The sequence below is a fragment of the Streptomyces sp. KL116D genome (genome assembly GCF_030766975.1).
Classification (GTDB): Bacteria; Actinomycetota; Actinomycetes; order Streptomycetales; family Streptomycetaceae; genus Streptomyces; species Streptomyces longispororuber_A.
Genome location: NZ_JASERH010000149.1, coordinates 144,294 through 165,781, shown reverse-complemented (window position 1 = coordinate 165,781; position 21,488 = coordinate 144,294). Strand labels below are relative to the sequence as shown.

Sequence of the window (21,488 nt, the reverse complement as noted above, 5' to 3'; positions counted from 1 at the left end):
GGTGGTCCCTGCGCTCCTTCGCCGACAGCGGCAGCAGCTTCTCGCGCAGCCGCGAACTGCCCTCCGGAGCTTCCGCCTCGGGCCGCCGTCCTGCCCGGCCGGGGGCCGGGCGGGCGCCAGCTCGTCGAACAGCGGCCGGTGCCGGGCAGCGCCCATCAGGTCGAGGAACGCGGGCCGGTCGAGGTCGGCGACGGAGACGCAGGTCTCGCCGCGGTCGAGGCACGTGTCCAGCTCGGCGAGGGCCTGCTCGGGCGGCATCGGCCGGACGCCCTGGCTGCGCAGGAAGTCCTGGCCCGCGTCACCGGCCATGCCGGGACCGGCCCACAGACCCCAGGCCACGGACACGGCGGGCAGTCCGCGGTGCGCACGCCGCTGTGCGAAGCCGTCGAGGAAGGCGTTGGCGGCCGCGTAGGCACCGGCCCTGGCCGCGCCCCACACGCCGGCGTTCGACGAGAACAGGACGAACGCCTCCGCGTCCGTGCAGAGTTCGTCGAGGTGCGCCGTGCCGGTGGTCTTGGCGGCGGTGACGTGCGCGAACTCCGCCTCGGTGATGTCGTCGAGAGACGTGGACTGGGGACGCCCGCCGTGTGGAAGACGGCGTCGACGCTCCGGCCAGCGGCCCGTTCGGCGGCGAGCAGTGCGGCGAGCGCGTCCCGGTCGGTGACGTCGCAGGCGGCGAGGGTCACTCCGCAGCCCGACTCGCGGATGTCCGCGGCCAGTTCGGCGGCGCCGGGCGCGTCGGGTCCGCCGCGACTGGTGAGAATGAGGTGGGTGGCGCCCGTGCGGGCCAGGCGGCGGGCGACGTGGGCGCCGATGCCGCCGGTGCCGCCGGTCACCAGGACGGTGCCGTGCGGCGACCAGCCGGAGTCAACGGAGGGAGTGTCGGCCGGGGCGGGCACGAGGCGGGAACCCTCGCCCCGGTCGCCCGAGCGCCACCTGGTCCTCGTCGCGCGGTCCGGCGAGCACCGCAGTCAGCCGGGCGCCGAGGTCGTCGTCGGGTCCGGGCAGGTCGATCAACCCGCCCCAGCGCGTGGGGTGTTCGAGCCCGATGACCCGGCCGAGGCCCCACACGGCGGTCTGCGCCGGGTCGAGCTCGCCGTCGGTCTCCGTCACGGTCACGGCGCCGCTCGTCAGCACCCACAGGGGTACGTCGGCGCCCGCGTCACCCAGCGCCTGGGCGAGGGTCAGGGTCCGCAGCGCAGGCAGCTGCGCCGGGTCGACGGGCCCCTCCCCGCGGTGGCGTCCGGAGCGAGCAGGGACAGCAGGGACAGCACTGCCGTCGGCTCGTGCTCCGCCGCTTCCGTGGCCGCGCGCAGGGCGGTCGCGGTGGCGGTGCGGTCCCGGCCGTCGCCCACGTCGACGGTCGTGACCGTCGCGCCGGCGCGTTCGAGGGCCGTGCTGGCCATGTACGCCCCAGGCGTCCGGGACTTGGGATCCCGTCACGAGGAGGACGGGGCCGGTGAGCGGGGTTGTTTCAGGCGGCGTCCCGCCACTCCACACGGTAGCGGCGCCCTGCGTCGGCCGCCCCGGTCCTGCGGACGGGTGCCGCGTGCCAGAACAGGCGGTGCTGGAAGGGGTAGGTGGGCAGGTCGGCCACGGCTCCGGCGGCCGGCAGCGCGGGCCGCCAGTCGACGCGTACGCCGTGCACATGGGCCTCGGCGAGTGCGGCCAGGAACCGGTCGGGGCCGCCCGCGTCCCGGCGCAGGGTGGCCAGGACCACGGCGTCGGCGCCGACCGCGTCCACGGTCGCCTCGATGCCGGGGGTGAGGACGGGCTGCGGGCTCACCTCGACGAAGGCGTCGAAACCGGCCTCGGCCAGCCGTCGCGTACCGGTCTCGAAGCGGACCTGCTCGCGCAGGTTCCGGAACCAGTAGTCGGCGCCCATCAGGGCGGTGTCGATCGGTGCGCCGGTGGTCGTCGAGTACAGCGGCACGGATGCGGTCCTGGCCACGACGCCGGACAGGGCGGCCGTCAGTTCCTCGCGCAGCGGCTCGACCATGGGCGAGTGGGAGGCGTAGTCGACCGGGATGTTCTTGGCGCGGACGCCGTCGGCCGCGCAGGCCGCCAGGAGCGCGTCGAGTTCCGCGCGGGGACCGGCCACCACGACCGACCCGGGGCCGTTGACGGAGGCCACCGACAGGGCGCCGGCGTAGGGGGCGAGCAGCGCCTCGGCCTGCTCCTCGGTGCGGGCCAGGGAGACCATGCCGCCGGTGCCCGCGAGCGAGCGCAGCGCCTTGGCGCGGACGGCGACGACCGTCGCGGCGTCCTCCAGGGAGAGGGCGCCGGCGACGCAGGCGGCCGCGATCTCGCCCTGGGAGTGACCGATCACCGCGGCCGGTTCGACGCCGTACGAGCGCCAGAGCGCGGCCAGCGACACCATCACCGCGAACAGCGCGGGCTGCACGACGTCCACCCGCTCCAGGGGCAGGCCGTCGGCGATCACCTCGGTCAGCGACCAGTCGACGTGCGGGGCGAGGGCCTGCTCGCAGGCGCGCAGGGAGCGGGCGAACTCCGGATCCGACGCGAGGAGTTCGGCGGCCATGCCGGCCCACTGGGAGCCCTGTCCGGGGAAGACCATCGCGACCTTGCGGCCGGGCCTGGCCGGGCCGGTGCCGGTGACGGCCCGTGCGTGCGGTTCCTGCGCGGCGACGGCCCGCAGGGCGGCCACGGCGGCCTGGACGTCCGCGGGATCGGTGACGGCGACGGCGACGGCGGCGCGGTGGGCGAACACGGTGCGCCGGGTGGCGAGGGTGCGGGCCGTGTCCGGCAGGGGTGCGGCGCCGGGCCGCTCCAGGTGGGCGGCGAGCCGGGCGGCCTGGTCGCGCAGGGCGCCGTCGGTCCTGCCGGACAGGAGCAGCGGGTACGGTCCCGGCGTGGGGCGTTCGGGGTCCTGGCCCGCTTCGGACGTCGGGTGTCCGGGGTCCCGGCCCTGCTTCGGACGTCGGGTGTCCGGGGTCCCGGCCCACTTCGGACGGGTCGTCCGCGGCGGCGTCCGGCGCCTCCTCGACGAGGACGTGCGCGTTGGTGCCGCTGATGCCGAACGAGGAGACGCCCGCGCGGCGCGTGCGGCTGCCGGGCGGCCACGGCGTGCTCTCGCCGAGCGGGACGACGGCGCCGGTCTCCCAGTCGATGCGCGACGAGGGCGCGTCGAGGTGAGGAGGCGGGGCAGCCGGCCGTGCCGGAGGGCGAGCACCGTCTTGATCAGGCCCGCGACACCGGCGGCCGCCTGGGTGTGCCCGATGTTGGACTTCACGGAGCCGAGCCACAGCGGCCGCTCGGCGGGCCGTTCCGCGCCGTAGGTGTCCAGCAGGGCGTGCGCCTCGATGGGGTCGCCGAGGGTGGATTCCGGTGCCGTGCGCCTCGACGTAGTCGACGTCGCCGGGGCCGAGCCGGGCGTCGTCGAGGGCCTGCCGGATCACCCGTTGCTGGGCGGGTCCGTTGGGGGCGGTGAGACCGCTGCCGGCGCCGTCCTGGTTGACGGCGGAGCCGCGCAGCACAGCCAGGACGCGGCGGCCCTCCTGCCGGGCCGTGGACAGCCGTTAGCAGGACGAGAGAGAGGCCGGCGCCCTCGGCGAGCGCGAAGCCGTCGGCGGCCTCGGCGAAGGGCTTGCACACGGCCGTCCGCGGCGAGCCCGCCCTGGCTGCTGAACTCGGTGAACGCGCCAGGGGTGCTCATGACGGTGACGCCGCCCGCGAGCGCGGTCGTGCACTCCCCGCGGCGCAGCGCCTGCATGGCCAGATGGGTCGCGGTGAGGGACGAGGAGCAGGCCGTGTCCACGGTCAGCGCGGGACCTTCGAGGCCCAGTGCGCACGCCACCTCGGCCGGAGGCCACGCTGGATCGCGGTGCCCGCGCCCAGGTAGCCGAGGACGCCGGGCGACGCCTCGTCGGGGCGCGGCCCGTAGTCGACGGCGCCGACCCGGCGAAGACGCCGGTGGCGGTGCCGGCCAGCGACGCGGGTCGAGGCCCGCGCGTTCCAGTGCCTCCCAGGCGACCTCCAGGAGCAGCCGCTGCTGCGGGTCCATGGCGAGGGCCTCGCGCGGCGAGATGCCGAAGAAGTCCGCGTCGAAGCCGGCCGCGTCGTGCAGGAACCCGCCGGTGCGCCGGTCGGCGGAGTCGGTGTCCCAGCCCCGGTCGGTGGGCGGGCCCGACACGGCGTCGCCATCCCCGTCGATCAACTCCCAAAGTTCTTCTGGGAGTTGACGCCGCCGGGGAACCGGCAGCCCATGCCGACGACCGCGATCGGCCCACCGGCCCGGTACTCGGTCTCCCACGCGGCCGTGCGCTGACCGCCTCCAGGTCCCGACGGTGCGCCGCAGATAGCGGCGCAGCTTGCCCTCGGTGGTCTCCTGCTCCCCTGCTCATCGTCCCTCGTTCCCCTCACCGAACCGCTGATCGAGAAGTTCGAACAGTTCCTCGTCGTCGGCCTCGTCGATGACGCCGACGGCACCGGCGGCCGTGCCGGTCTCCGTGCCGCCCGCAGCGCTCCACCTGCCGAGCAGGGCGCTGTCAACCGCGCCTCGATCGCCCGGCGTTGGCCGGCGGTCTCCGCGGTGGCCGGCGCGTCCCTGAGTGCTGTCGTGCCAGCCGTCCAGCGCCGCCTCCAGGGCGTTCAGGTGCTCGATGACCGGGCGGCGCGGGTCCGTCTCCGCCCCGCCGGGCGCGCGTCCGCGAACAGCCGGCCGTCGACGTACGCGGCCACCGCCTCGGGCGTCGGGTGGTCGAAGACGAGGGTGCTCGGCAGCCGCAGGCCGACCGCGGTGCCCAGCCGGTTGCGCAGCTCGACCGAGGCCAGCGAGTCGAGCCGAGGTCCTTGAACTGCCGCCCCGGCGCCACCGATTCGGCCGTGTCGTACCCGGCGACCGCGGCGGCCTGCGCCCGTACGGCCTCCGTGAGAGGCGGCGATCCGCTCGGTCCTGGGCAGCGGCGCGAGACGCGCGGCGAGCCCGGCGCCGGTCGGCGCGGCGGCGGCCCGGCGCAGCGGCGCGTGCAGCAGCCCGCGCAGCACCTCGGGCACCGCGTCCGGCTCCTGCTCCCGTGACGTGTCCAGGTGCAGCGGGAAGAGGACCGGGTCGCCGCGCCGGATCGCGAGGTCGAACAGGGCCAGGGCGCGGGCGGTCGGCAGGGGCCGCATGCCGGACCTGGCCATCCGCCGGGTGTCCCGCTCGTCGAGGGCGCCCGTCAGACCGCTGGCCTCCTCCCACAGGCCCCAGCCGAGGGACGTCGCGGGCAGTCCGCGCGCCTGCCGGTGGCGGGCCAGCGCGTCCAGCGCGGCGTTGGCCGCCGCGTACGCGCCCTGTCCCGGTCCGGCCAGCACGGAGGCGCCGGAGCCGAACAGCGCGAAGAAGCTCAGCTCCCGCCGTGCGGTGAGGTCGTGCAGGTGCCAGGCGGCGTCGGCCTCGGCGCGAGGACCGCGGCCAGCGCGTCCGGCCGCAGGTCGGCGGCGAGGCCGTCCGCGAGGACGCCCGCGGTGTGCACGACGCCGGTCAGCGGGTGGTCGGCCGGGATGCCGTCGATGGCCGCCGCGAGCGCGGCACGGTCGGCGACGTCGCAGGCGAGCGTGGTCACGGTCGCGCCGAGCGCGGCGAGTTCCTCCTCGAACCGGGCGGCTCCGGGGGCGGCGGGCCCGCGGCGGCCGAGCAGCAGCAGGTGGCGTACGCCGTGCTCGGTCACGAGGTGGCGGGCCAGCAGCCGGGCCAGGGTGCCCGTGCCGCCGGTGACGAGGACGGTGCCGTCGGGGTCGAGGGGGGCCGGCTGGACGAGCACCAGCTTCCCGGTGTGCCGTCCGGTGCTCATGTGCTGGAGCGCGGCGGACGCCCTGCTGCAGCGGCCACGCCGTGACCGGGAGGCGGCCGATGCTGCCGTCGGCGACGCGGGCCGCGATCCCGGTCAGGATGGCGCCGAGCCGGTCGGGGCCCGCGTCGGCGAGGTCGAACGGCAGATAGCGGCCGGGAACTCGTCCGGGTCGCGCGGGTCGGTCTTGCCCATCTCGACGAACGCCCCGCCGTCCGCGAGGAGCCCGGCGGACTCGTCGAGCAGCGCGCCGGTCAGCGAGTTGACCACGACGTCCATGCCGCGGCCGCCCCGGAAGGACCGGAACCGCTCGCCGAACCCGGGTTCCCGGGAGGAGGCGATGTGGTCGTCGTCGAGGCCGAGTCCGCGCAGGACGTCGTGCTTGGCGGGGCTCGCGGTGGCGAAGACCTCCGCTCCGGCGAGGCGGGCCAGGCGGACCGCGGCGAGGCCGACGCCGGTGGCGGCGGCGTGCACCAGGACCGCCTGTCCCGGCCGCAGGCCCGCCAGGTCGTGCAGCGCGTAGTGGGCGGTGGTGAAGACGATGGGCAGGGCGGCGGCCTCGGTGCTGCTCCAGCCCCGCGGCACGGGCACCACCAGCCGGCGGTCGGTGACGGCCACCGGTCCGAAAGCGCCCTGGAACAGGCCCATGACGCGGTCGCCCACGGCGATGTCCGTGACGCCGGGTCCGGTGGCGGTGACGACTCCGGCGCCCTCGGTGCCCATGACGGCGGCGCCGGGGTACATGCCGAGGGCGATGAGGACGTCGCGGAGTTCACGCCGGTGGCGCGGAGCTCGACCCGTACTCGCCGGGGCCCGGCTGCCGTCCGGCGTCCGGGGCCGCCGCGAACGCGAGGGCGTCGAGGGAGGATCCGGTGGGTTCCAGGCGGGCGGGCGTCCGGGGCGGCAGCAGGGCCGCCGCGCCCCGGGTGGCGGCCAGCCGCGGCACCAGCGCGAGGTCGCCGCGCAGCGCCACCTGCGGGTGGTCGAGCACGGCGGGGAACCGGACGAGGGCCGCCGGGTCCGCGGCGCAGTCGACGAGCGCGAAGGTGCCCGGCGACTCCGCCTGGGCGGAGCGGACCAGGCCCCACACGGCGGCCTGGGCGGGGTCCAGCGTCCGTGTCGGCGGGTCCCGCGGCGACGGCGTGCCGGGTGAGGAACACCAGGCGGCCGGTGCGCTGCGGCGCGTCGAGCCAGGCGCGGACGAGTCCCGCCGCGTGCAGCACGCTCTCGCGCACGGAGCCGGCCGGGTCGTCGGCCCGCCACGGGAGGCAGCGCACGAAGACGGCGTCGGGTTCCGGTTCGCCGGTGGCGACCGCCGCGGCCAGGGCCGCCAGGTCGGGGTGGTCCTTGCCGAGTCCGGGCAGGCCGCCGCCGACGGTCGCGCAGCGCACGACCGCGTCGTCGGTCCGCGGCAGCGGCCGCCAGGACAGCCGGTAGAGGTCGTCGGCGCCCGCTTCCTCGGCGTCGCCGTGCCGCGGCGCGCCGCCGGCCGGGCGCACGGTGACGGCGCCGACCTGGGCGACCGGCGCTCCGGTGGGGTCGGTCACCGTCAGGCTCATCGCGGCGCCGTCGGCCGGGACCGCCGTCACGCGGACGGCCGTGGCTGACGCGTACAGGGTGGTGCCGCTCCAGGAGAACGGCAGGAACGACCCTTCCCGGTCGGCCAGGGAGCTCAGGCCGAGCGTCCGCGCCGCCGCGTCGAGGAGGACGGGGTGCAGCGGGTAGCCCGCGTCACCGGTCCCGTCGGGGCCGGCGGCGGCGGGGAGTTCGGCCTCGGCGAACACCTCGTCGCCGCGCTGCCAGGCGGCGCGCAGCGCCCGGAACGCGGGGCCGTAGGCGTAGCCCCGGTCGGCCAGGCGGGCGTAGGCGGCGTCGACGTCGAGGGGGCGGGCGTCCGGCGGCGGCCAGGCGGCCGGGGCCTCGGGCGGCGCCGCGGTCCTCGCCGAGGACACCGGTCGCGTGCCGGGTCCAGGGCGTGTCGGGGCCGCTTGCGTCGCGGGCGTGCACGTCCACGGTGCGGGTGCCGTTCGGGTCGGCGGCGCCGACGGTGACGCGGACGGCGGTGGCCGGGCCGAGTTCCAGCGGTGCGGAGAGCACCAGTTCCTCGACGGCGGGGGTGCCCGCGTGGCGGCCTGCCGTGAGGGCCAGGTCGACCAGTGCGCTGCCGGGCAGCAGCGTGCGGCCGCCGACGGCGTGGTCGGCCAGCCAGGGCTGGTTGCCGAGCACGATCCGGCCGGTGAGGACGTGTCCGCCGTCGGGCGTCTCCAGGGCCGTGGACAGGACGGGGTGCGCCACCGGGTCCATGCCGAGGGCGGCGGCGTCGCCGCGGGCGCGGCGGGGCGCGGCCAGTAGGAGGTGTGCTCGAACGGGTAGGTCGGCAGTCCGGTCGCCGTGCCGGCGGGGCCCGTGGCCGGGGTGAGGTCGACGGGCAGGCCGGCGGCGCGGGCCTCCAGCAGGCCGCGCAGGAAGGTGCGCGGTCCCGGGCGGTCGCGGCGCAGCGAGGCGAGGGTGACGACGTCGTCGCGGCCCAGGTCGTCGGCGGTGCCCTGGATGCCGGGAGCAGCACCGGGTGCGGGCTCACCTCGATGAACGTGTCGAAGCCCTGGGCGGTCAACTGCCGTACGGCGTCGTCGAGCCGGACCGTGCCGCGCAGGTTGCGGTACCAGTACGCCGCGTCGAGCCCGGCGGTGTCGAAGAGGTCGCCGGTGACGGTGGAGAAGAAGGGGACGGCGGCGGACCGGGCCTCGATCGTGCCGAGTCTCGTCGGCGAGCCGCCGCTCGATCCGCTCGACCTGCGGGGAGTGGGAGCCGTAGCCGACGGCGATCCGCCGCGGGGACAGGCCCTCGGCCCGCGGCGAGCGGACGAACGCGTCGAGGGCGGTGGCCTCTCCGGCGACGACGAGGGAGCGCGGCCCGTTCACGGCGGCCACGCTCAGCCGGCCGTCCCACGGTGCGAGGGCGGCCTCGATCTCGTCGGGTGTACCGGTGACGGAGGCCATGCCGCCCTGTCCGTCGAGTGCGCGCAGCACCTTGCTGCGCAGGGCCACGACCTTCGCGGCGGTGTCGAGGGTGAGGGCGCCGGCTATGCAGGCCGCGGCCATCTCGCCCTGCGAGTGGCCGACCACGGCGGCGGGTTCGACGCCGTGGGCCTGCCACAGCCGGGCCAGCGACACCATCACGGCGAACAGCAACGGCTGGACGACGTCGGGCCGTTCGTACGCGTCCTCGGGGCCCGCACCGCGCAGCGTGGCGAGCAGGTCCCAGTCGGTGTACGGGGCGAGTGCCGTCGCGCACTGCTCCATCGACGCGGCGAAGACCTCGGAGCGGTCGAGCAGGTCGCGGGCCATGCCGTCCCACTGCGAGCCCTGGCCGGGGAAGACCAGCACGGCCCTGCGGTCGGCGGCGGTGCGGGGCGGCACCACGTCGGCCGCGGCCTCGCCCGCCGCCAGCGCGTCCAGGGCGGCGCACAGCGCTGCCCGGTCGTCGCCGACGACTCCGGCCCTGACGTCGAACCGGGCGCGGCCGGCCGCGAGCGTACGGGCCGTGTCGGCGAGCGGGATCCGCGGTGCGGTGCGCAGGAGTTGGGCCAGTTCCCTGGCCTGGGCCGCGAGCGCGGCGGGTGTCCTGGCGGCCAGCGGGAGCGCCACGGCGTCGGCGGCGAGTCCGTGGCCGGCGGGCAGCCGGTCCGGCCCGGCGGCGTCCGGTGCGGGTGCGTCGGGGGCCTCTTCGACGAGGACGTGGGCGTTGGTGCCGCTGACGCCGAACGAGGAGACTCCGGCCCGGCGCACGCGGGGCCCCGCGGCCAGTCCGCGTTCTCCCGCTGGACCTCGACGGCCCCCGCCGACCAGTCGATCTCGGGGGAGAGTTCCTCGGCGTGCAGGCTGCGCGGGAGCACGCCGTGCCGCAGGGCGAGGACCGTCTTGATGACGCCGGCGACGCCCGCGGCGGCCTGGGTGTGGCCGATGTTGGACTTGACCGAGCCGAGCGCCAGGGGCCGTTGGCGGTCCGCCCCGTACGTGGCCTGGAGCGCGCCGGCCTCGATCGGGTCGCCGAGCCGGGTACCGGTGCCGTGCGCCTCGACCGCGTCGACGTCGGCGGCCGACAGCCGGGCGTCGGCGAGCGCCTGCCGGATGACGGCTTCCTGGGCCGGGCCGTTCGGGGCGGCCAGGCCGTTGCTCGCGCCGTCCTGGCTGGACGGCGCTGCCGCGCAGCACGGCGAGTACGGGATGCCCCGCTTCCAGGGCCTTGGAGAGGGGTTCGAGGAGCAGCGCGCCGGCGCCTTCGGCGAGGCCGAGCCGTCGGCCTCGGCCGCGAACGCGTTTGCACCGGCCGTCGGCGGCGAGGCCGCGCTGCCTACTGAAGTCCACGAACGTGTACGGGTCGGAGATCGACGGTGACGCCGCCCGCCAGGGCCATGGTGCACTCGCCGCTGCGCAAGGCCCGATCGCCAGGTGGATGCCGACCAGCGACGACGAGCAGGCCGTGTCGACGGTGAGGGCCGGGCCCTGCCAGCCGAAGACGTAGGCGAGCCGCCCGGACAGCACGCTGGCCGAGTTGCCGAGGCCCTGGTAGCCCTCGACGCGGGCGGCCTCGCTCTCCAGGAGCGGCATGTACGACTGTCCGTTGGAGCCGACGAAGACGCCGACGCGGCTGCCGCGCAGCTGGTCGGGGTCGATGCCGCGCGCGCTCCACGGCCTCCCAGGCGACTTCGAGCATGAGGCGCTGCTGGGGTCCATCGCGAGGGCCTCGCGCGGTGATGCCGAAGAAGTCGGCGTCGAAGCCGGCCGCGTCGGTGAGGAATCCGCCGCGGTCGCTGTAGCTGGTGCCGGGGTGGTCGGGGTCGGGGTGGACGAGGGCAGCCAGGTCCCAGCCGCGGTCCCGGGGCAGGCCGCCGGTGAGGTCCCGGCCGTCGGCGACGGCCCGCCACAGGTCGTCGGGCGACGCGATGCCGCCGGGAAGCGGCAGCTCCCATGCCGACGACGGCGATCGGTTCCTGCGCGGCGAGCGGCGCGGGGCCGGTCGTCGTCCCGGCGGGGTCGTCCGGGCGGGGTCCGGTGGCCAGCAGGGACAGCAGGTGGCGGGCGAGGCGGGTGACGGTCGGGTGGTCGAAGACGAGGGAGGCGGGCAGCCGCAGACCGGTGGCGGCGGCGAGCCGCTTGCGCAGTTGCACGGTGCCCAGGAGTCCAGGGACCCAGTTCGGTGAACGCCCGGCGGCCGTTGACGTCGTGGGCGCTGTCGTGGCCGAGGACGGCGGCGGTGGCCTCGGCGACCACACCGACCAGCAGGTCCTCCCGCTCGGCCGGGCTCAGGGCGGCGAGCTTGGCGGCGAGTTCGCCGGCCGGGCCGCTGTCGGGGCCGGTGACCGGTGCCGCGGGCTCCGGCGTCTCGCGCGCCTCGGCGATGTCCGCGAACAGCGCGGTCGGCCGGACCGCGCGCCGGCCCGCGGCGAAGGTGGGCCAGTCCACGTCGGACACGGCGACGGCCGTCGCCCGCGCGTCGAGGACGGACTCCAGGACGGCCAGGGCGCGGTCGGCGGCTCAGGGCGCGCAGTCCGCGCTGTGCCACCGGCCGGGCGGCGTCGGGGACTTCGGGGGCGTCGGGAACTCGGGGGACACCGGCGGCACCGGGGGCGTCGGGAGCGTCGGGCAGGGCCCAGGGCTCCAGGCCACGGCGACGCTCGGGTGGCCCGCGGCGCGCCGGTGCGCGGCGAACGCGTCAGAGCAGGCGCTGCCCGCCGCGTATCCGGCCATGCCCGCGCCGCCCCAGACCCCGGCCACGGACGAGCAGTGGAGTCTCCTGTTCCACCGGCTGTCCCGCCAGGACGCGGGCGAGCGTCAGGGCCGGTCCCGTCTTGGCGTGCACGGTGGCCGCGAAGTCCTCGGGGCCGGTCTCCAGGACCGGCCCGAACTGGAGTGCGGGTCGCGGCGTGCAGGACGGTGCCGACGGCGTGCGGGGCCGCTTCGACGGCGGCCCGGAGGGCGTCCTCGTCGGCCGTGCAGCGGGTGACCGTGGTGCCGCCGTCCCGGAGCGCGCCGATGAGTTCCTCGTCCGCCTCCCCGACCAGGACGAGGTGGCCGGCTCCGGCGTCGGCGGCCCACCGGGCGAGCCGCTGGCCGATCGGGCTGTCGGCCCCGGTGACGACGACGGTCCCGTGCGGGCGCGGGCCGGCTCTGGCGCCGGCCGGCAACGCGGTCCGCACAAGGCGTCGACCGTACACGTGGTCGTCGCGCAGGGCGAGTTGGTCTCGGCGGCGGGTGCGCCCTGCGAGGATGCCGGGCACCCGGGCGACGAGGGGTTCGGCCACGGCGCCGGGCGGCAGGTCGAGGACGCCGCCCCAGCGCTGCCGAGCTCAGACCGGCGACCCGGCCGAGGCCGTGCACGGCGGCCTGCGCGAACGACCCGTGGCGGCGTCGTCGGCGGGGGTCCGGGCGGCGCCCTGCGTGAGGCACCACAGCGGTAGCTTCGACGCCCGCGTCGCCGAGGGCCTGGAGGAGCGTCAGGGTGGCGACCGCTCCCGCCGGTACGCCGGTCAGGCCGCGGTGGTCCGACTCGTCGGCGGCGAGCAGAGGACACGACACCGCACAGTGCGGTACCGCCGGCCGTCGCGGCGGTGACGGCCGCGGTGACCGCGGCGCGGTCCTGGTCGGGTCGAGGACGCACGTCGGGGTGTGCCGCCTGCCTCGCGAGCGCGGCCGTCAGCGGTGCGGCGAAGGCGGGCGCGGTCGGCGGGTGACGACCAGCGAGTCCCGCGCGCGCTCGCGTCGGGTTCCGCCCGGCCCGGCGCGGGCAGCGGCGCTGCCACGCCTCGCCGTAGGTGACGTCACCGGCACCGCGGGCGGAGCGCGGCGACGGACGTCCAGTAGTGCTTGCGCTGGAAGAGGGTACGTGGGCAGCGGGACGTGCCGCGCGCCGGGGAAGAGCGGGCTGCCAGCGCGCGTCGACGCCCGCGACGTGGGCGCTCGCCGAGGACGCGAGGAACGACTCCGGGCCGCGGCGCGGCGCAGCGTGTGCCGACGACCACGGAGTCGCCCGGCTCCGGCCCCGCGCGTCGAGGGTCTCCTCGACCGTCGCCGCCAGCACCGAGGTGCGGGCTGATCTCGACGAAGGCGTCGTGGTGCGCGGCGGCGGCGAGCTCCACGACGTCGATACCGCAGGCGCACGGGTTCAGCGCAGGTTGCGGTACCAGTAGGAGGCGTCGAGCTCCTCGCCGCGCATCGGCGATCGGTCAGCGTCGAGTAGAACGCCACCTGCGCGCGGCCGGGCTTCAACTCCCTTGTGGCGTCGGCGAGTTCGTCGCGCGCACTGGTCCATCTGCGCGGAGTGCGACGCGTAGTCGACGTCGATGGCGCGGGCCTGAGCGCCCTGCTCGGCGCAGGCCGCCACGACGGCGTGCGCGGCGTCGGGTGCGCCGCGCGGCGACGACGGCGGCGGGGCCGTTGACGGCGAGCCACCTCGACGGCGCCCCGCCGCAGGGCGATCAGCTCCGCACGGCGGTCTCGTCGAGGGCGACGGCGGCCATCGCGCCCTGCCCGGCCACCGACCGCAGCAGCCGGCTGCGCAGCACGATGAGCCGCGCCGCGTCCTCCAGGGTGAGGATCCCGGCGACGTGCGCGGCGGCGATCTCGCCCTGCGAGTGCCCGGCCACCGCCGCGGGTTCGACACCGTACGAGCGCCACAGCGCTGCCAGCGGCACCATCACGGCGAACAGCGCGGGCTGCACCACGTCGACCCGGTCGAGCGGGGCGCCGGGCTCCTGGCGCAGCACCGCGGCCACCGACCAGTCCTGCCACGGTGCCATCGCCGCGTCGCAGGCGCGGATCGACTCGGCGAAGACCGGGGACCATTCCAGCAGGTCGGCGGCCATGCCGGCCGATTGCGAGCCCTGGCCGGGGAAGAGGAACACGGCGGAGCGCCCGCCCGATTCGACGGTCCCCCTGATCCGCGCCCGGCCGTCCGCCACCTCGCCGATGCCGAGGGCGGCCGCCTCGCGGGTACCGGCCAGGACCACCGCGCGGTGCTCGTGCCGGGCCCGGTCCACGGCCAACGACAGGCCCAGGTCGGGCAGTTGGACGGTCTCGTCGGCGACGACGGCGGACAGCCGGCGCGCGCCTGGGCGCGCTGAGGGCTTCGTCGGTCCGCGCGGAGACGACCAGCGGCACCGGGCCGTGCGGGGCCGAGGCGGGCGTCCCGGTCTCCCGCGGTTCGGCGGCCTGTAGCTTCCAGGGGCCTCCCCGAGGACGACGTGGGCGTTGGTGCCGCTGATGCCGAACGCGGAGACGGCCGCGTACCGGGGCCGCTCTCCGCGCGGCCAGGCCTGCTCCTCGGCGAGCAGGGCGACCGCGCCCGACGACCAGTCGACGTGCGGCGAAGGCTCCTGCGCGTGCAGGGTCCTGGGCAGCCGCTCGTGCCGCAGGGCGAGCACCATCTTGAGGATGCCGACCGCACCGGCGGCGCCTGGGTGTGGCCGATGTTCGACTTCGCGGAGCCCAGCCAGCAGCGGGCGCCGCGCGTCGCGCGGTGCCGGCCGTACGTGTCGAGCAGGGCGTGCGCCTCGATGGGGTCGCCGAGGGTGGTGCCGGTGCCGTGCGCCTCGACCGCGTCGACGTCGCCGGGGGCGATGCCCGCGTTGGCGAGCGCCTGCTCGATGACCTTGCGCTGGGCGGCCCTGCTGGGTGCGGACAGGCCGTTGCTGGCCCCGTCCTGGTTGATGCCGGTGCCGTGGACGACGGCGTGCACGGTGTGCCCGTTGCGCCGCGCGTCCGAGAGCCGTTCGAGGAGCAGCACGGCGACGCCCTCGCCGAAGCCGAAGCCGTCCGCCGTCGCGCCGAACGCCGCTTGGAGCGCGGCCGTCGGCGGCGAGGGCGCGCTGCTGCCGCGCGAGAGTCGATGAACACCTCGGGCCCCGCCATCACGGCGGCGCCGCCGCACGATCGCCGTCGCGCACTCGCGCGCCGCAGCGGCGCCACCGCCAGGTGCAGGGCACGAGAGAGGACGAGCAGGCGGTGTCCAGGGTGATGGCGGGCCTTCGAGCCCGAGGGTGTACGCGATCCGGCCGGACGCCACGGACGGCGCGACGCCGGTGACCGTGTACCCCTCGGCGTCCTCGGCGGAGCCCGCGGCGTCGCCGTAGTCCCGTGCCAGGGCGACGCCGAGGACACGCCGGTCTCCGTGCCGCGCAGCGCGTGCGGGTCGAGTCCGGCGTCCTCGACCAGCTCAGCAGGTCTCCAGCAGGAGCGCTGCTGCGGGTCCATCGCGGCGGCCTCGCGCGGGAGATCCCGAAGAACGCGGCGTCGAAGTCGCCCGCGCGCTCAGGAATCCCCCGTGCGCACATAGGTGGTGCCGGGGTGGTCGGGGTCGGGTGGTAGAGGCCGGTCAGGTCCCAGCCGCGGTCGTCGGGGAACCGGGACAGCCGTTCCTCGCCCGCCGCGAGCACGTCCCAGAAGCCCTCGGGGTGTCGATCCCGCCGGGCAGCCGGCAGGCCGTGCCGACGATCGCGATCGGGCCGGCCTCCAGCTCCTGGATGCGCTGCCGGGCCGCGCGCAGGTCGAGGGTCGCGCGACGCAGGTATGAAGCGACCTTGTCGTTGTCGTTCGTCACCGTGTTCAGTCCTTACCTGTTCGCCGTCGGCTGGCCGTTGTCGCCGAGCTCGCGCCCGAGGGCCTCCATCAGTTCGTCGAACCCGGCCTCGGCGAGGTCCGGCTCGGATCGGGCGCGACGCGGGATCCGCCGTCGTGGCCGGGGCCGCTCCGCAGGGCGGTCAGCACGCGGTCGAGGTGCCGGGCCACTTCGGCGCGCCGTGGCCCGGCCACCTGGCCGAGCCAGTGCCTCAGGCGGTCGAGGCCGCCGAGCGCCGCCGCGACGGCGTCGTCGACGCTGTCGGTACCGCCCGGACCACCCGTGTCCGCCGCGTCGTCGGGTCCGTGAACAGTTCGGTGCGCAGGTGGGCGGCGAGCGCGGCGGCGTTGGGGTGGTCGAAGATCAGGGTCGAGGGCAGAGCGAGCCCGGTGGCGCCGCTCAGGCGTCTTGCGCAGGCGGACGGCGCCCAGCGAGTCGAAGCCGAGTTCGCGGAAGGCCGTGTCCACCGCGACCGCGCGGACGTCCTCGTGCCCCAGGACCGCGGCGGCGTGGGAGCGGACCAGGTGGGCCAGTTCGTGGTGCTGCTCGCTTGCGGGCCGGCCGGTGAGCCGGTCGCGCAGGGCCGATCCGGCGGCCGGTTCCCCGGGTGCGGCGTCGGCGGCCCGGGCGCCGGGCAGCGCGTCGAGCAGCGGCCGGCGCCGCAGGGCCGTGAACGTCTCGGTGAACCGCGCCCAGTCGACGTCGGCGACGACCGCGGTGGCCGCGCCGTCGGCCAGTACCGATTCGAGGACCGCCAGTGCCCGGTCGCCGGGCATCGGGCGCACGCCCTGGTCGCGGAGCCGGGCGACGGCCTGCACATCGTCGGTCATGCCGCCCTCCGCCCACAGTCCCCAGGCCACGGACGTCGCGGCCAGGCCGTGGGCGCGGCGCTGCTGGGCGAAGGCGTCGAGAAGGCGTTGCCCGCCGCGTACGCGCCCTGTCCCGCGCTGCCCCACACGGCGGCGCCCGAGGAGAAGAGCAGGAAGAGGTCCAGGTCGGGGCAGGCGTCCGCGAGGTGGTGGGCGCCGTGCGCCTTGGCGGCCAGCACCTCCCGGTACTCCTCGACGGTCATGTCCCGTACCGGGGTTCGCTGGTTGAGTCCGGCCGCGTGCACGACGCCGGTCACGGTCGCGCCGTCGGCGCGCAGCCCGTCGACGAGTGCGGTCACCGCGTCGCGATCGCCGACGTCGCAGGCGTGGACGGTGACCCGGGCGCCCAGGGCGGTCAGTTGCGGCGACCAGGGCGGCCACGCCGGCGCCGCCTCGCCGCGGCGGCCGACCAGGGCCAGGTGCTCGGCGCCGCGGGCCGCGAGGCGGCGTGCGGTGAGCGCGCCGAGGCCACCGGTGCCGCCGGTGACGACGATCGTCCCCTGCGGCACGACGCCTTCGGCGGTGCCGGGCCGCTGGTCCGCGTCCTGCGGGGCGTCCTGCGGGGCGTCCTGCGGGGCGGGCAGCAGCCGGCGGGCGAGCACGGCGCCGGAGCGGATGGCGATCTGGTCCTCGGTCCCGGTCAACGCCCGCACGAGAGCAGGTCCTGTTGGGCTTCGGTCGGCTCCTGCGACAGGTCTACGAGGCCGGTGTGCCGGGCGCCGCGTTCGAGTGCGGCGGCCTGGCCGAGGCCCCACACCTGTGCTCCGGCCGGGCAGGTCACGGGGTCGTCGGCGCCGGTGCCGACCGCGCCGCGCGTCTGCCAGCCAGACGGGGGCCTCGGTGTCCGCCGCCGCCAGTTCGCGCAGCAGGACGAGGGTCGCCTCGGCCCCGGCGTCCAGGGTCCTCCCCGAGCGCCAGCAGCGAGAGCACTCCCGCGTAGCCGTCGGAACCGGGCGGGTCGGCGAGGGCGGCGCGTACGGCGGTGGCCACCGCGTGCAGGGTCGCCGACCGGGACGGTGACCGTGTGGGGCGGGGCCCCGTGGCCGGCGAGGGCGCCGGCCGCGGCGTCGCACCAGGCGTGCCCGGCCTGCGGACCGTCCGGCGCCGCGGGCACGAGCAGCAGCCAACGCCCGTCCAGGTCAGCAGAGTTGAGGCTCTCTGTGGTCTCCTGCCAGCCGACGCGGTAACGCCATGCGTCGGTCGCGGGGGCGGGTCCGGTCGCGTCGGGGAGCAGCCAGAAGCGTTCGTGGTCGAACGCGTAGGTCGGCAGGTCCACCGGTCCGTACGACCCGTCCGGCCTCTCGGTTCCGTCCGGTCCGGCGTCGCCGTGCACGGCCCGCCAGTCCACCGCGACACCGCCGACGTGCGCCTCGGCCACGGAGGTGAGGAAGCGTCCGGGGCTGTCGTCGCCCCGCCGCAGGGAGCCCACCACGGTGCTCGCGTCGCCGACGGTGGCCTGGATGCTCGCGCCGAGCACCGGGTGGGGGCTCACCTCGACGAACGCGTCATAGCCCGCATGGCCGAGCGTGCCGATGGCGTCCTCGAACTCGACGAGTGCGCCGCAGGTTCTCGTACCAGTACGCGGCGTCGAGGCCGGAGCCGTCGGTGAACTCGCCCCGCAGGGTGGAGTAGAGGGGGATGCCGGCCGCACGCGGGGTGATGCCGGCCAGCGGTGCGGTGACCGCGTCGCGCAGCCGTTCCACGTGGGAGGTGTGGGAGGCGTAGTCGACGGGGAGCAGTCGCGCGTCGATGCCCGCCTCGGCGCAGTGCTCCTGGAAGCGGCGCACCGCGTCGGGGTCACCGGCCACGACGACGGCGTCGGGCCCGTTGACGGCGGCCGTCTCCAGCGCGCCGGGCGCGACCGTCTCCAGCCCACCGGACGCGACCGTCTCCAGCCCGCCGGACGCGGCGTCGCGCAGCAGCCGCTCCGCCTCCGCGCGACCCACGCGGAGCGACAACATGGCTCCGTGGCCGCGCAGTTCGGCGAGGGCGCGGGCGCGCAGCGCCACCACCCGCGCGGCATCTTCCAACGACAGCGCGCCCGCCACACACGCAGCCGCGATCTCGCCCTGGGAGTGTCCGACCACGGCATCCGGCTCCACACCGCACGCCCGCCACAACCGCGCCAGCGACACCATCACCGCGAACAGCACCGGCTGCACCACCTCGACCCGCTCCAGCGAAGGCGCACCCTCCACCCCACGGATCACATCCACCACCGAGAACCCGGCCACCTCCGCCAGCGCCGCATCACACTCCGCCAACGCCTCCGCGAACACCGGCACTTCGAGCAGCCCGCGCCCCATCCCCTCCCACTGCGACCCCTGACCCGGGAACACCCACACCACACGCCGACCGCCACCACCACCGACACCACCGACACCTGTGACGGCACGCGACGTGGGGCGGCTCTCGGCGAGGGCGCGCAGGGTGTCCCCGGCGTCCGCGACGTCGCGTACGAGGGCCAGCGGCCCGCTGGTCGAAGGTCTGCCGCGACGAGGTGAGCGCCCTGGCCACGTCCGGCAGCGGGACGTCCTGCTGCCGCGTCAGGTGTGCGGCGAGGCGCCGGGCCTGGGCAGCGAGGGCGGTCTCCGTACGAGCGGACAGCACCAGCGGCACCACACCAGCCGCCTCCAACACACCCACAGAAGCCACATCCGAGCCGCCCGGCGCCGAAGGCGGCTCCTCCACGATCACGTGCGCGTTCGTCCCGCTCACCCCGAACGCCGACACCCCAGCCCGCCGCAACCGACCCGCCACCTGTGGCCAGTCCCGCGCCTCCCGCAGCACCTCCACCCCACCCGACGACCAGTCCACATGCGACGACGGCACCCGCGCATGCAACGACGCCGGCACCACACCACGCCCCAACGCCAACACCATCTTGATCACACCGGCCACACCCGCAGCCGCCTGCGCATGCCCGATGTTCGACTTCAACGACCCCAACCACAAAGGCTGTTGAGCGTCACGGTCCTTGCCGTACGTGGCGAGGAGCGCCTGCGCCTCGATCGGGTCGCCCAGCGACGTGCCTGTCCCGTGCCCCTCCACCACGTCCACGTCCGCCGCACCGAGACCGGCCGCCGCCAATGCCCCGCGGATCACCCGTTGCTGGGCGGGACCGCTGGGCGCGGACAGGCCGTTGCTCGCCCCGTCCTGGTTCACCGCACTCCCCCGCAGCACCGCCAGCACCCGGTGCCCGTGACGTCGCGCGTCCGACAACCGCTCCAGCACCACCAGACCCACGCCCTCGCCCATGCCGAAGCCGTCGGCGTCCTGGGAGTACGCCTTGCAGCGGCCGTCGGCCGACAGGGCGCCCTGTCGCGAGAACTCCGTGAACACGTCCGGGCCGGCCATGACCGACACACCACCGGCGACCGCAGGGACGACTCGCCGTCCCGCAGCGAACGCGCCGCCAGATGCAGCGCGCACCAGCGACGACGAGCACGCCGTGTCCACCGTCAGCGCCGGCCCTTCGAGCCCCAGTGCGTACGCGACGCGGCCCGAGGTGACGCTGGCGGTGGTGCCGGTGAGCAGGTAGCCCGCGACCTCGTCCCGGCCCTCGACCGGTCCGGTCGCGTATCCCTGGTGCGACATGCCGACGAACACCCCGGTGTCGCTGCCGCGCAGGGTCTCCGGCAGGATGCCCGCCTGCTCGAAGGCCTCCCAGGTGACCTCCAGGACCTGGCGCTGCTGCGGATCCATGGCGAGGGCCTCGCGCGGCGAGATCCCGAAGAACGCCGGGTCGAAGTCCCCCGCCGCGTCGAGGAAGTTGCCCATGGGGCGGTCCGCTCCGGCGCCCGGTGCGCCGCGCCGCTCCCAGCTCCCGGTCGTCCGGCGCCGGGCCCGAGGCGTCGCCGTCCGCGGAGAGGAACTCCCATAGCTCGGAAGGGGAGTTGATGCCACCGGGGAACCGGCAGCCCATCCCCACGATCACCACCGGATCGTCGGCGTCCCCCTGACCCCGTACGGGACCGGCCGCGGGCGCCGTACCCGCGTCCTGCTCGGACGTGGTCCCGCCGAAGAGTTCGGTTTCGAGGAAGGCCGCGACGGCGCGGGGGTGCGGGTGGTCGTAGACGAGGGTCGCGGGCAGCCGCAAGCCGGTGGCGGCGGTGAGCCGGTTGCGCAGTTCCACCGAGGCCAGCGAGTCGAAGTGGAGCTCGCGGAAGGCCCGTTCGGGTTCGATCCGGTCCGCGTCCCGGTGTCCGAGGACTGCCGCGGCGTGCTGTCGCACCAGGTCGAGGAGGGCCCGGCCGCGGTCGGCGGCGGGCAGCTCCGCCAGGCCGCCGCCGAGCGAGGACCCGGCCCCGCCGTGGGCGCGGCGCACGGCCTCCCCGCCGCCCGGGCCTCGGGCAGCCCGTCGAACAGCCGGGTGGGCCGCTGTGCGGTGATACGCGAGCAGGAAGGGCTCCCACTCGACCCCGATGATCATCGGGCAGACCTCGGCCCGGTCCAGGGCGGTCTGCAGGGCGTCGAGGGCCTCGTCGGGGGCCATCTCCACGACGCCGTGCCGGCGGAAGCGTTCCGCGACGGGGCCCTCCGCCATGCCGCTGCCGGCCCAGGTGCCCCAGGCCACCGACGTCGCGGGCAGCCCGGCGGCGCGCCGCTGCCTGGCCAGGCCGTCGAGGTAGGCGTTGCCGGGCGCGTAGCCGCCGAGGCCCGGTGCGCCGAACGCGGAGGCGAACGAGGAGAACAGGACGAACGCGGTCAGCGGCGCGTCGGCGGTGAGCTCGTGCAGATTCCGGGCGCCGAGGGTCTTGGCGCGGCCGGCCTGTTCGATGCGGTGGCCGGTCAGGGTGTCGAGGGTGCCGTCGTCCAGGGTGGCCGCGGTGTGGAACACGGAGGTGAGCGCGGCTGGTCGTCGGGCAGGCCGGCGAGCAGCGCGCGCAGTGCGGCGCGGTCGGTGATGTCGCAGGCCGCGACGGTCACCTCTGATCCGGACGCGCGTATCTCCTCGGCCAGTTCGCTCGGTTCCCGGGCGTCGGGTCCGCTGCGGCTGACCAGGACGATGCGCGGGCGCCGTGGCGGGCGAGCCAGCGGGCGACGTGCCGGCCGATGCCGCCGGTGCCGCCGGTGACCAGGGCCGTGCCGGTGGGCCGCCAGGTGTCCGGCGCGGCGGCGGGCGCGGTGGGTGCGGCCCGCCTCCAGCGGCGTACGAACACCTCCTGGTCCCGCAGGGCGACCTGGTCTCTCGCCGCTTCCGCCGGTCAGG

15 protein-coding genes and 17 pseudogenes are annotated in these 21,488 nt (G+C 76.5%); 1 reads left to right on the top strand and 31 read right to left on the bottom strand.

Features of this window, described 5'->3' with window-relative positions; all coding sequences use genetic code 11:
• Positions 1–378: 378 nt before the first annotated feature.
• The 12 genes and pseudogenes from RBJ77_RS59150 to RBJ77_RS59095 form a co-directional block, all read right to left on the bottom strand.
• Positions 379–836: pseudogene (locus tag RBJ77_RS59150) on the bottom strand (SDR family NAD(P)-dependent oxidoreductase); the annotation flags it as partial.
• Positions 837–867: 31 nt separating this feature from the next.
• Entirely contained in the window at positions 868–1,119 is a 252-nt protein-coding gene (locus tag RBJ77_RS59145) for a hypothetical protein (protein WP_372352474.1), read from the bottom strand.
• A 65-nt stretch (positions 1,120–1,184) separates the two neighbouring features.
• Positions 1,185–1,406 (bottom strand): hypothetical protein, encoded by a 222-nt coding sequence (locus tag RBJ77_RS59140; protein ID WP_372352473.1) that lies wholly within the window; start codon positions 1,404–1,406, stop codon positions 1,185–1,187.
• A gap of 68 nt (positions 1,407–1,474) precedes the next feature.
• Positions 1,475–2,827 carry an acyltransferase domain-containing protein gene (locus RBJ77_RS59135; protein ID WP_372352486.1) on the bottom strand — a complete coding sequence of 451 codons (1,353 nt, stop codon included), beginning with the start codon at positions 2,825–2,827 and terminating at the stop codon, positions 1,475–1,477.
• Between the two features lie 202 nt (positions 2,828–3,029).
• Positions 3,030–3,083: pseudogene (locus RBJ77_RS59130) on the bottom strand (hypothetical protein); the annotation flags it as partial.
• 131 nt (positions 3,084–3,214) lie between these two features.
• A pseudogene (locus tag RBJ77_RS59125) lies at positions 3,215–3,307 on the bottom strand (hypothetical protein); the annotation flags it as partial.
• A 94-nt stretch (positions 3,308–3,401) separates the two neighbouring features.
• Positions 3,402–3,497, bottom strand: a pseudogene (locus RBJ77_RS59120) (hypothetical protein); the annotation flags it as partial.
• A 158-nt stretch (positions 3,498–3,655) separates the two neighbouring features.
• Positions 3,656–4,153 (bottom strand): annotated as a pseudogene (locus RBJ77_RS59115) (beta-ketoacyl synthase N-terminal-like domain-containing protein); the annotation flags it as partial.
• A gap of 458 nt (positions 4,154–4,611) precedes the next feature.
• Entirely contained in the window at positions 4,612–5,133 is a 522-nt protein-coding gene (locus RBJ77_RS59110) for a beta-ketoacyl reductase (RefSeq protein ID WP_372352485.1), read from the bottom strand.
• Between the two features lie 120 nt (positions 5,134–5,253).
• A pseudogene (locus RBJ77_RS59105) lies at positions 5,254–5,795 on the bottom strand (SDR family NAD(P)-dependent oxidoreductase); the annotation flags it as partial.
• A gap of 93 nt (positions 5,796–5,888) precedes the next feature.
• The gene (locus tag RBJ77_RS59100; protein WP_372352484.1) at positions 5,889–6,515 is read right to left on the bottom strand and encodes a zinc-binding dehydrogenase; all 627 of its coding nucleotides are present in this window, start codon (positions 6,513–6,515) and stop codon (positions 5,889–5,891) included.
• Positions 6,516–6,564: 49 nt separating this feature from the next.
• Positions 6,565–6,882, bottom strand: a complete 318-nt coding sequence (locus tag RBJ77_RS59095; protein ID WP_372352472.1) for a hypothetical protein — start codon at positions 6,880–6,882, stop codon at positions 6,565–6,567.
• Between the two features lie 52 nt (positions 6,883–6,934).
• On the opposite strand from RBJ77_RS59095, the gene RBJ77_RS59090 reads away from it, so the two are divergent.
• Positions 6,935–7,399, top strand: coding sequence for a hypothetical protein (locus tag RBJ77_RS59090; protein ID WP_372352471.1), 465 nt, complete (start codon positions 6,935–6,937; stop codon positions 7,397–7,399).
• On the opposite strand, the pseudogene RBJ77_RS59085 reads toward RBJ77_RS59090, so the two are convergent.
• From RBJ77_RS59085 to RBJ77_RS58995, 19 genes and pseudogenes are all read right to left on the bottom strand, one after another.
• Positions 7,286–7,708 (bottom strand): annotated as a pseudogene (locus RBJ77_RS59085) (polyketide synthase dehydratase domain-containing protein); the annotation flags it as partial. The gene RBJ77_RS59090 and the pseudogene RBJ77_RS59085 overlap by 114 nt on opposite strands.
• A gap of 139 nt (positions 7,709–7,847) precedes the next feature.
• Positions 7,848–8,096 (bottom strand): annotated as a pseudogene (locus RBJ77_RS59080) (hypothetical protein); the annotation flags it as partial.
• A 301-nt stretch (positions 8,097–8,397) separates the two neighbouring features.
• Positions 8,398–8,541 (bottom strand): annotated as a pseudogene (locus tag RBJ77_RS59075) (hypothetical protein); the annotation flags it as partial.
• A gap of 70 nt (positions 8,542–8,611) precedes the next feature.
• Positions 8,612–9,514, bottom strand: a pseudogene (locus tag RBJ77_RS59070) (acyltransferase domain-containing protein); the annotation flags it as partial.
• Between the two features lie 209 nt (positions 9,515–9,723).
• Positions 9,724–9,960 (bottom strand): annotated as a pseudogene (locus tag RBJ77_RS59065) (hypothetical protein); the annotation flags it as partial.
• 133 nt (positions 9,961–10,093) lie between these two features.
• A pseudogene (locus RBJ77_RS59060) lies at positions 10,094–10,528 on the bottom strand (beta-ketoacyl synthase N-terminal-like domain-containing protein); the annotation flags it as partial.
• Positions 10,529–10,622: 94 nt separating this feature from the next.
• Positions 10,623–11,357: pseudogene (locus RBJ77_RS59055) on the bottom strand (hypothetical protein); the annotation flags it as partial.
• Entirely contained in the window at positions 11,330–11,542 is a 213-nt protein-coding gene (locus tag RBJ77_RS59050) for a KR domain-containing protein (RefSeq protein WP_372352483.1), read from the bottom strand. The pseudogene RBJ77_RS59055 and the gene RBJ77_RS59050, both read right to left, overlap by 28 nt.
• Before the next feature lie 227 nt (positions 11,543–11,769).
• Positions 11,770–11,991: pseudogene (locus tag RBJ77_RS59045) on the bottom strand (KR domain-containing protein); the annotation flags it as partial.
• 965 nt (positions 11,992–12,956) lie between these two features.
• Positions 12,957–13,175: a hypothetical protein gene (locus tag RBJ77_RS59040; RefSeq protein ID WP_372352470.1), complete on the bottom strand. Its 219-nt coding sequence runs from the start codon at positions 13,173–13,175 to the stop codon at positions 12,957–12,959.
• Between the two features lie 94 nt (positions 13,176–13,269).
• A complete protein-coding gene (locus tag RBJ77_RS59035; RefSeq protein WP_372352469.1) occupies positions 13,270–14,217 on the bottom strand; it encodes an acyltransferase domain-containing protein in 948 nt (315 codons plus the stop codon).
• 86 nt (positions 14,218–14,303) lie between these two features.
• Positions 14,304–14,720 (bottom strand): annotated as a pseudogene (locus RBJ77_RS59030) (beta-ketoacyl synthase N-terminal-like domain-containing protein); the annotation flags it as partial.
• A 266-nt stretch (positions 14,721–14,986) separates the two neighbouring features.
• A pseudogene (locus RBJ77_RS59025) lies at positions 14,987–15,225 on the bottom strand (beta-ketoacyl synthase N-terminal-like domain-containing protein); the annotation flags it as partial.
• The gene (locus RBJ77_RS59020; RefSeq protein ID WP_372352208.1) at positions 15,165–15,389 is read right to left on the bottom strand and encodes a polyketide synthase docking domain-containing protein; all 225 of its coding nucleotides are present in this window, start codon (positions 15,387–15,389) and stop codon (positions 15,165–15,167) included. The gene RBJ77_RS59020 and the pseudogene RBJ77_RS59025, both read right to left, overlap by 61 nt.
• A gap of 68 nt (positions 15,390–15,457) precedes the next feature.
• Positions 15,458–16,237 (bottom strand): beta-ketoacyl reductase, encoded by a 780-nt coding sequence (locus RBJ77_RS59015; RefSeq protein ID WP_372352468.1) that lies wholly within the window; start codon positions 16,235–16,237, stop codon positions 15,458–15,460.
• Positions 16,234–16,920, bottom strand: coding sequence for an SDR family NAD(P)-dependent oxidoreductase (locus RBJ77_RS59010; RefSeq protein WP_372352467.1), 687 nt, complete (start codon positions 16,918–16,920; stop codon positions 16,234–16,236). The genes RBJ77_RS59015 and RBJ77_RS59010 overlap by 4 nt, the downstream gene beginning before the upstream one ends.
• The gene (locus RBJ77_RS59005) at positions 16,917–17,810 is read right to left on the bottom strand and encodes a hypothetical protein (RefSeq protein ID WP_372352482.1); all 894 of its coding nucleotides are present in this window, start codon (positions 17,808–17,810) and stop codon (positions 16,917–16,919) included. The genes RBJ77_RS59010 and RBJ77_RS59005 overlap by 4 nt, the downstream gene beginning before the upstream one ends.
• Entirely contained in the window at positions 17,782–18,582 is an 801-nt protein-coding gene (locus RBJ77_RS59000; protein WP_372352466.1) for an acyltransferase domain-containing protein, read from the bottom strand. The genes RBJ77_RS59005 and RBJ77_RS59000 overlap by 29 nt, the downstream gene beginning before the upstream one ends.
• Positions 18,530–21,438 (bottom strand): annotated as a pseudogene (locus tag RBJ77_RS58995) (type I polyketide synthase); the annotation flags it as partial. The pseudogene RBJ77_RS58995 and the gene RBJ77_RS59000, both read right to left, overlap by 53 nt.
• Positions 21,439–21,488: the final 50 nt, after the last annotated feature.

What these genes read in the sequence shown, in the direction of transcription:
- RBJ77_RS59050 (WP_372352483.1), bottom strand. Translation starts at nt 11,542, where the DNA reads ATGGCCGGATACGCGGCGGGCAGCGCCTGCTCTGACGCGTTCGCCGCG.
- RBJ77_RS59035 (WP_372352469.1), bottom strand. Translation starts at nt 14,217, where the DNA reads ATGGTGCTCGCCCTGCGGCACGAGCGGCTGCCCAGGACCCTGCACGCG.
- RBJ77_RS59000 (WP_372352466.1), bottom strand. Translation starts at nt 18,582, where the DNA reads ATGGGGCGCGGGCTGCTCGAAGTGCCGGTGTTCGCGGAGGCGTTGGCG.
- RBJ77_RS59110 (WP_372352485.1), bottom strand. Translation starts at nt 5,133, where the DNA reads ATGCGGCCCCTGCCGACCGCCCGCGCCCTGGCCCTGTTCGACCTCGCG.
- RBJ77_RS59015 (WP_372352468.1), bottom strand. Translation starts at nt 16,237, where the DNA reads ATGACCGACGATGTGCAGGCCGTCGCCCGGCTCCGCGACCAGGGCGTG.
- RBJ77_RS59140 (WP_372352473.1), bottom strand. Translation starts at nt 1,406, where the DNA reads ATGGCCAGCACGGCCCTCGAACGCGCCGGCGCGACGGTCACGACCGTC.
- RBJ77_RS59100 (WP_372352484.1), bottom strand. Translation starts at nt 6,515, where the DNA reads ATGGGCACCGAGGGCGCCGGAGTCGTCACCGCCACCGGACCCGGCGTC.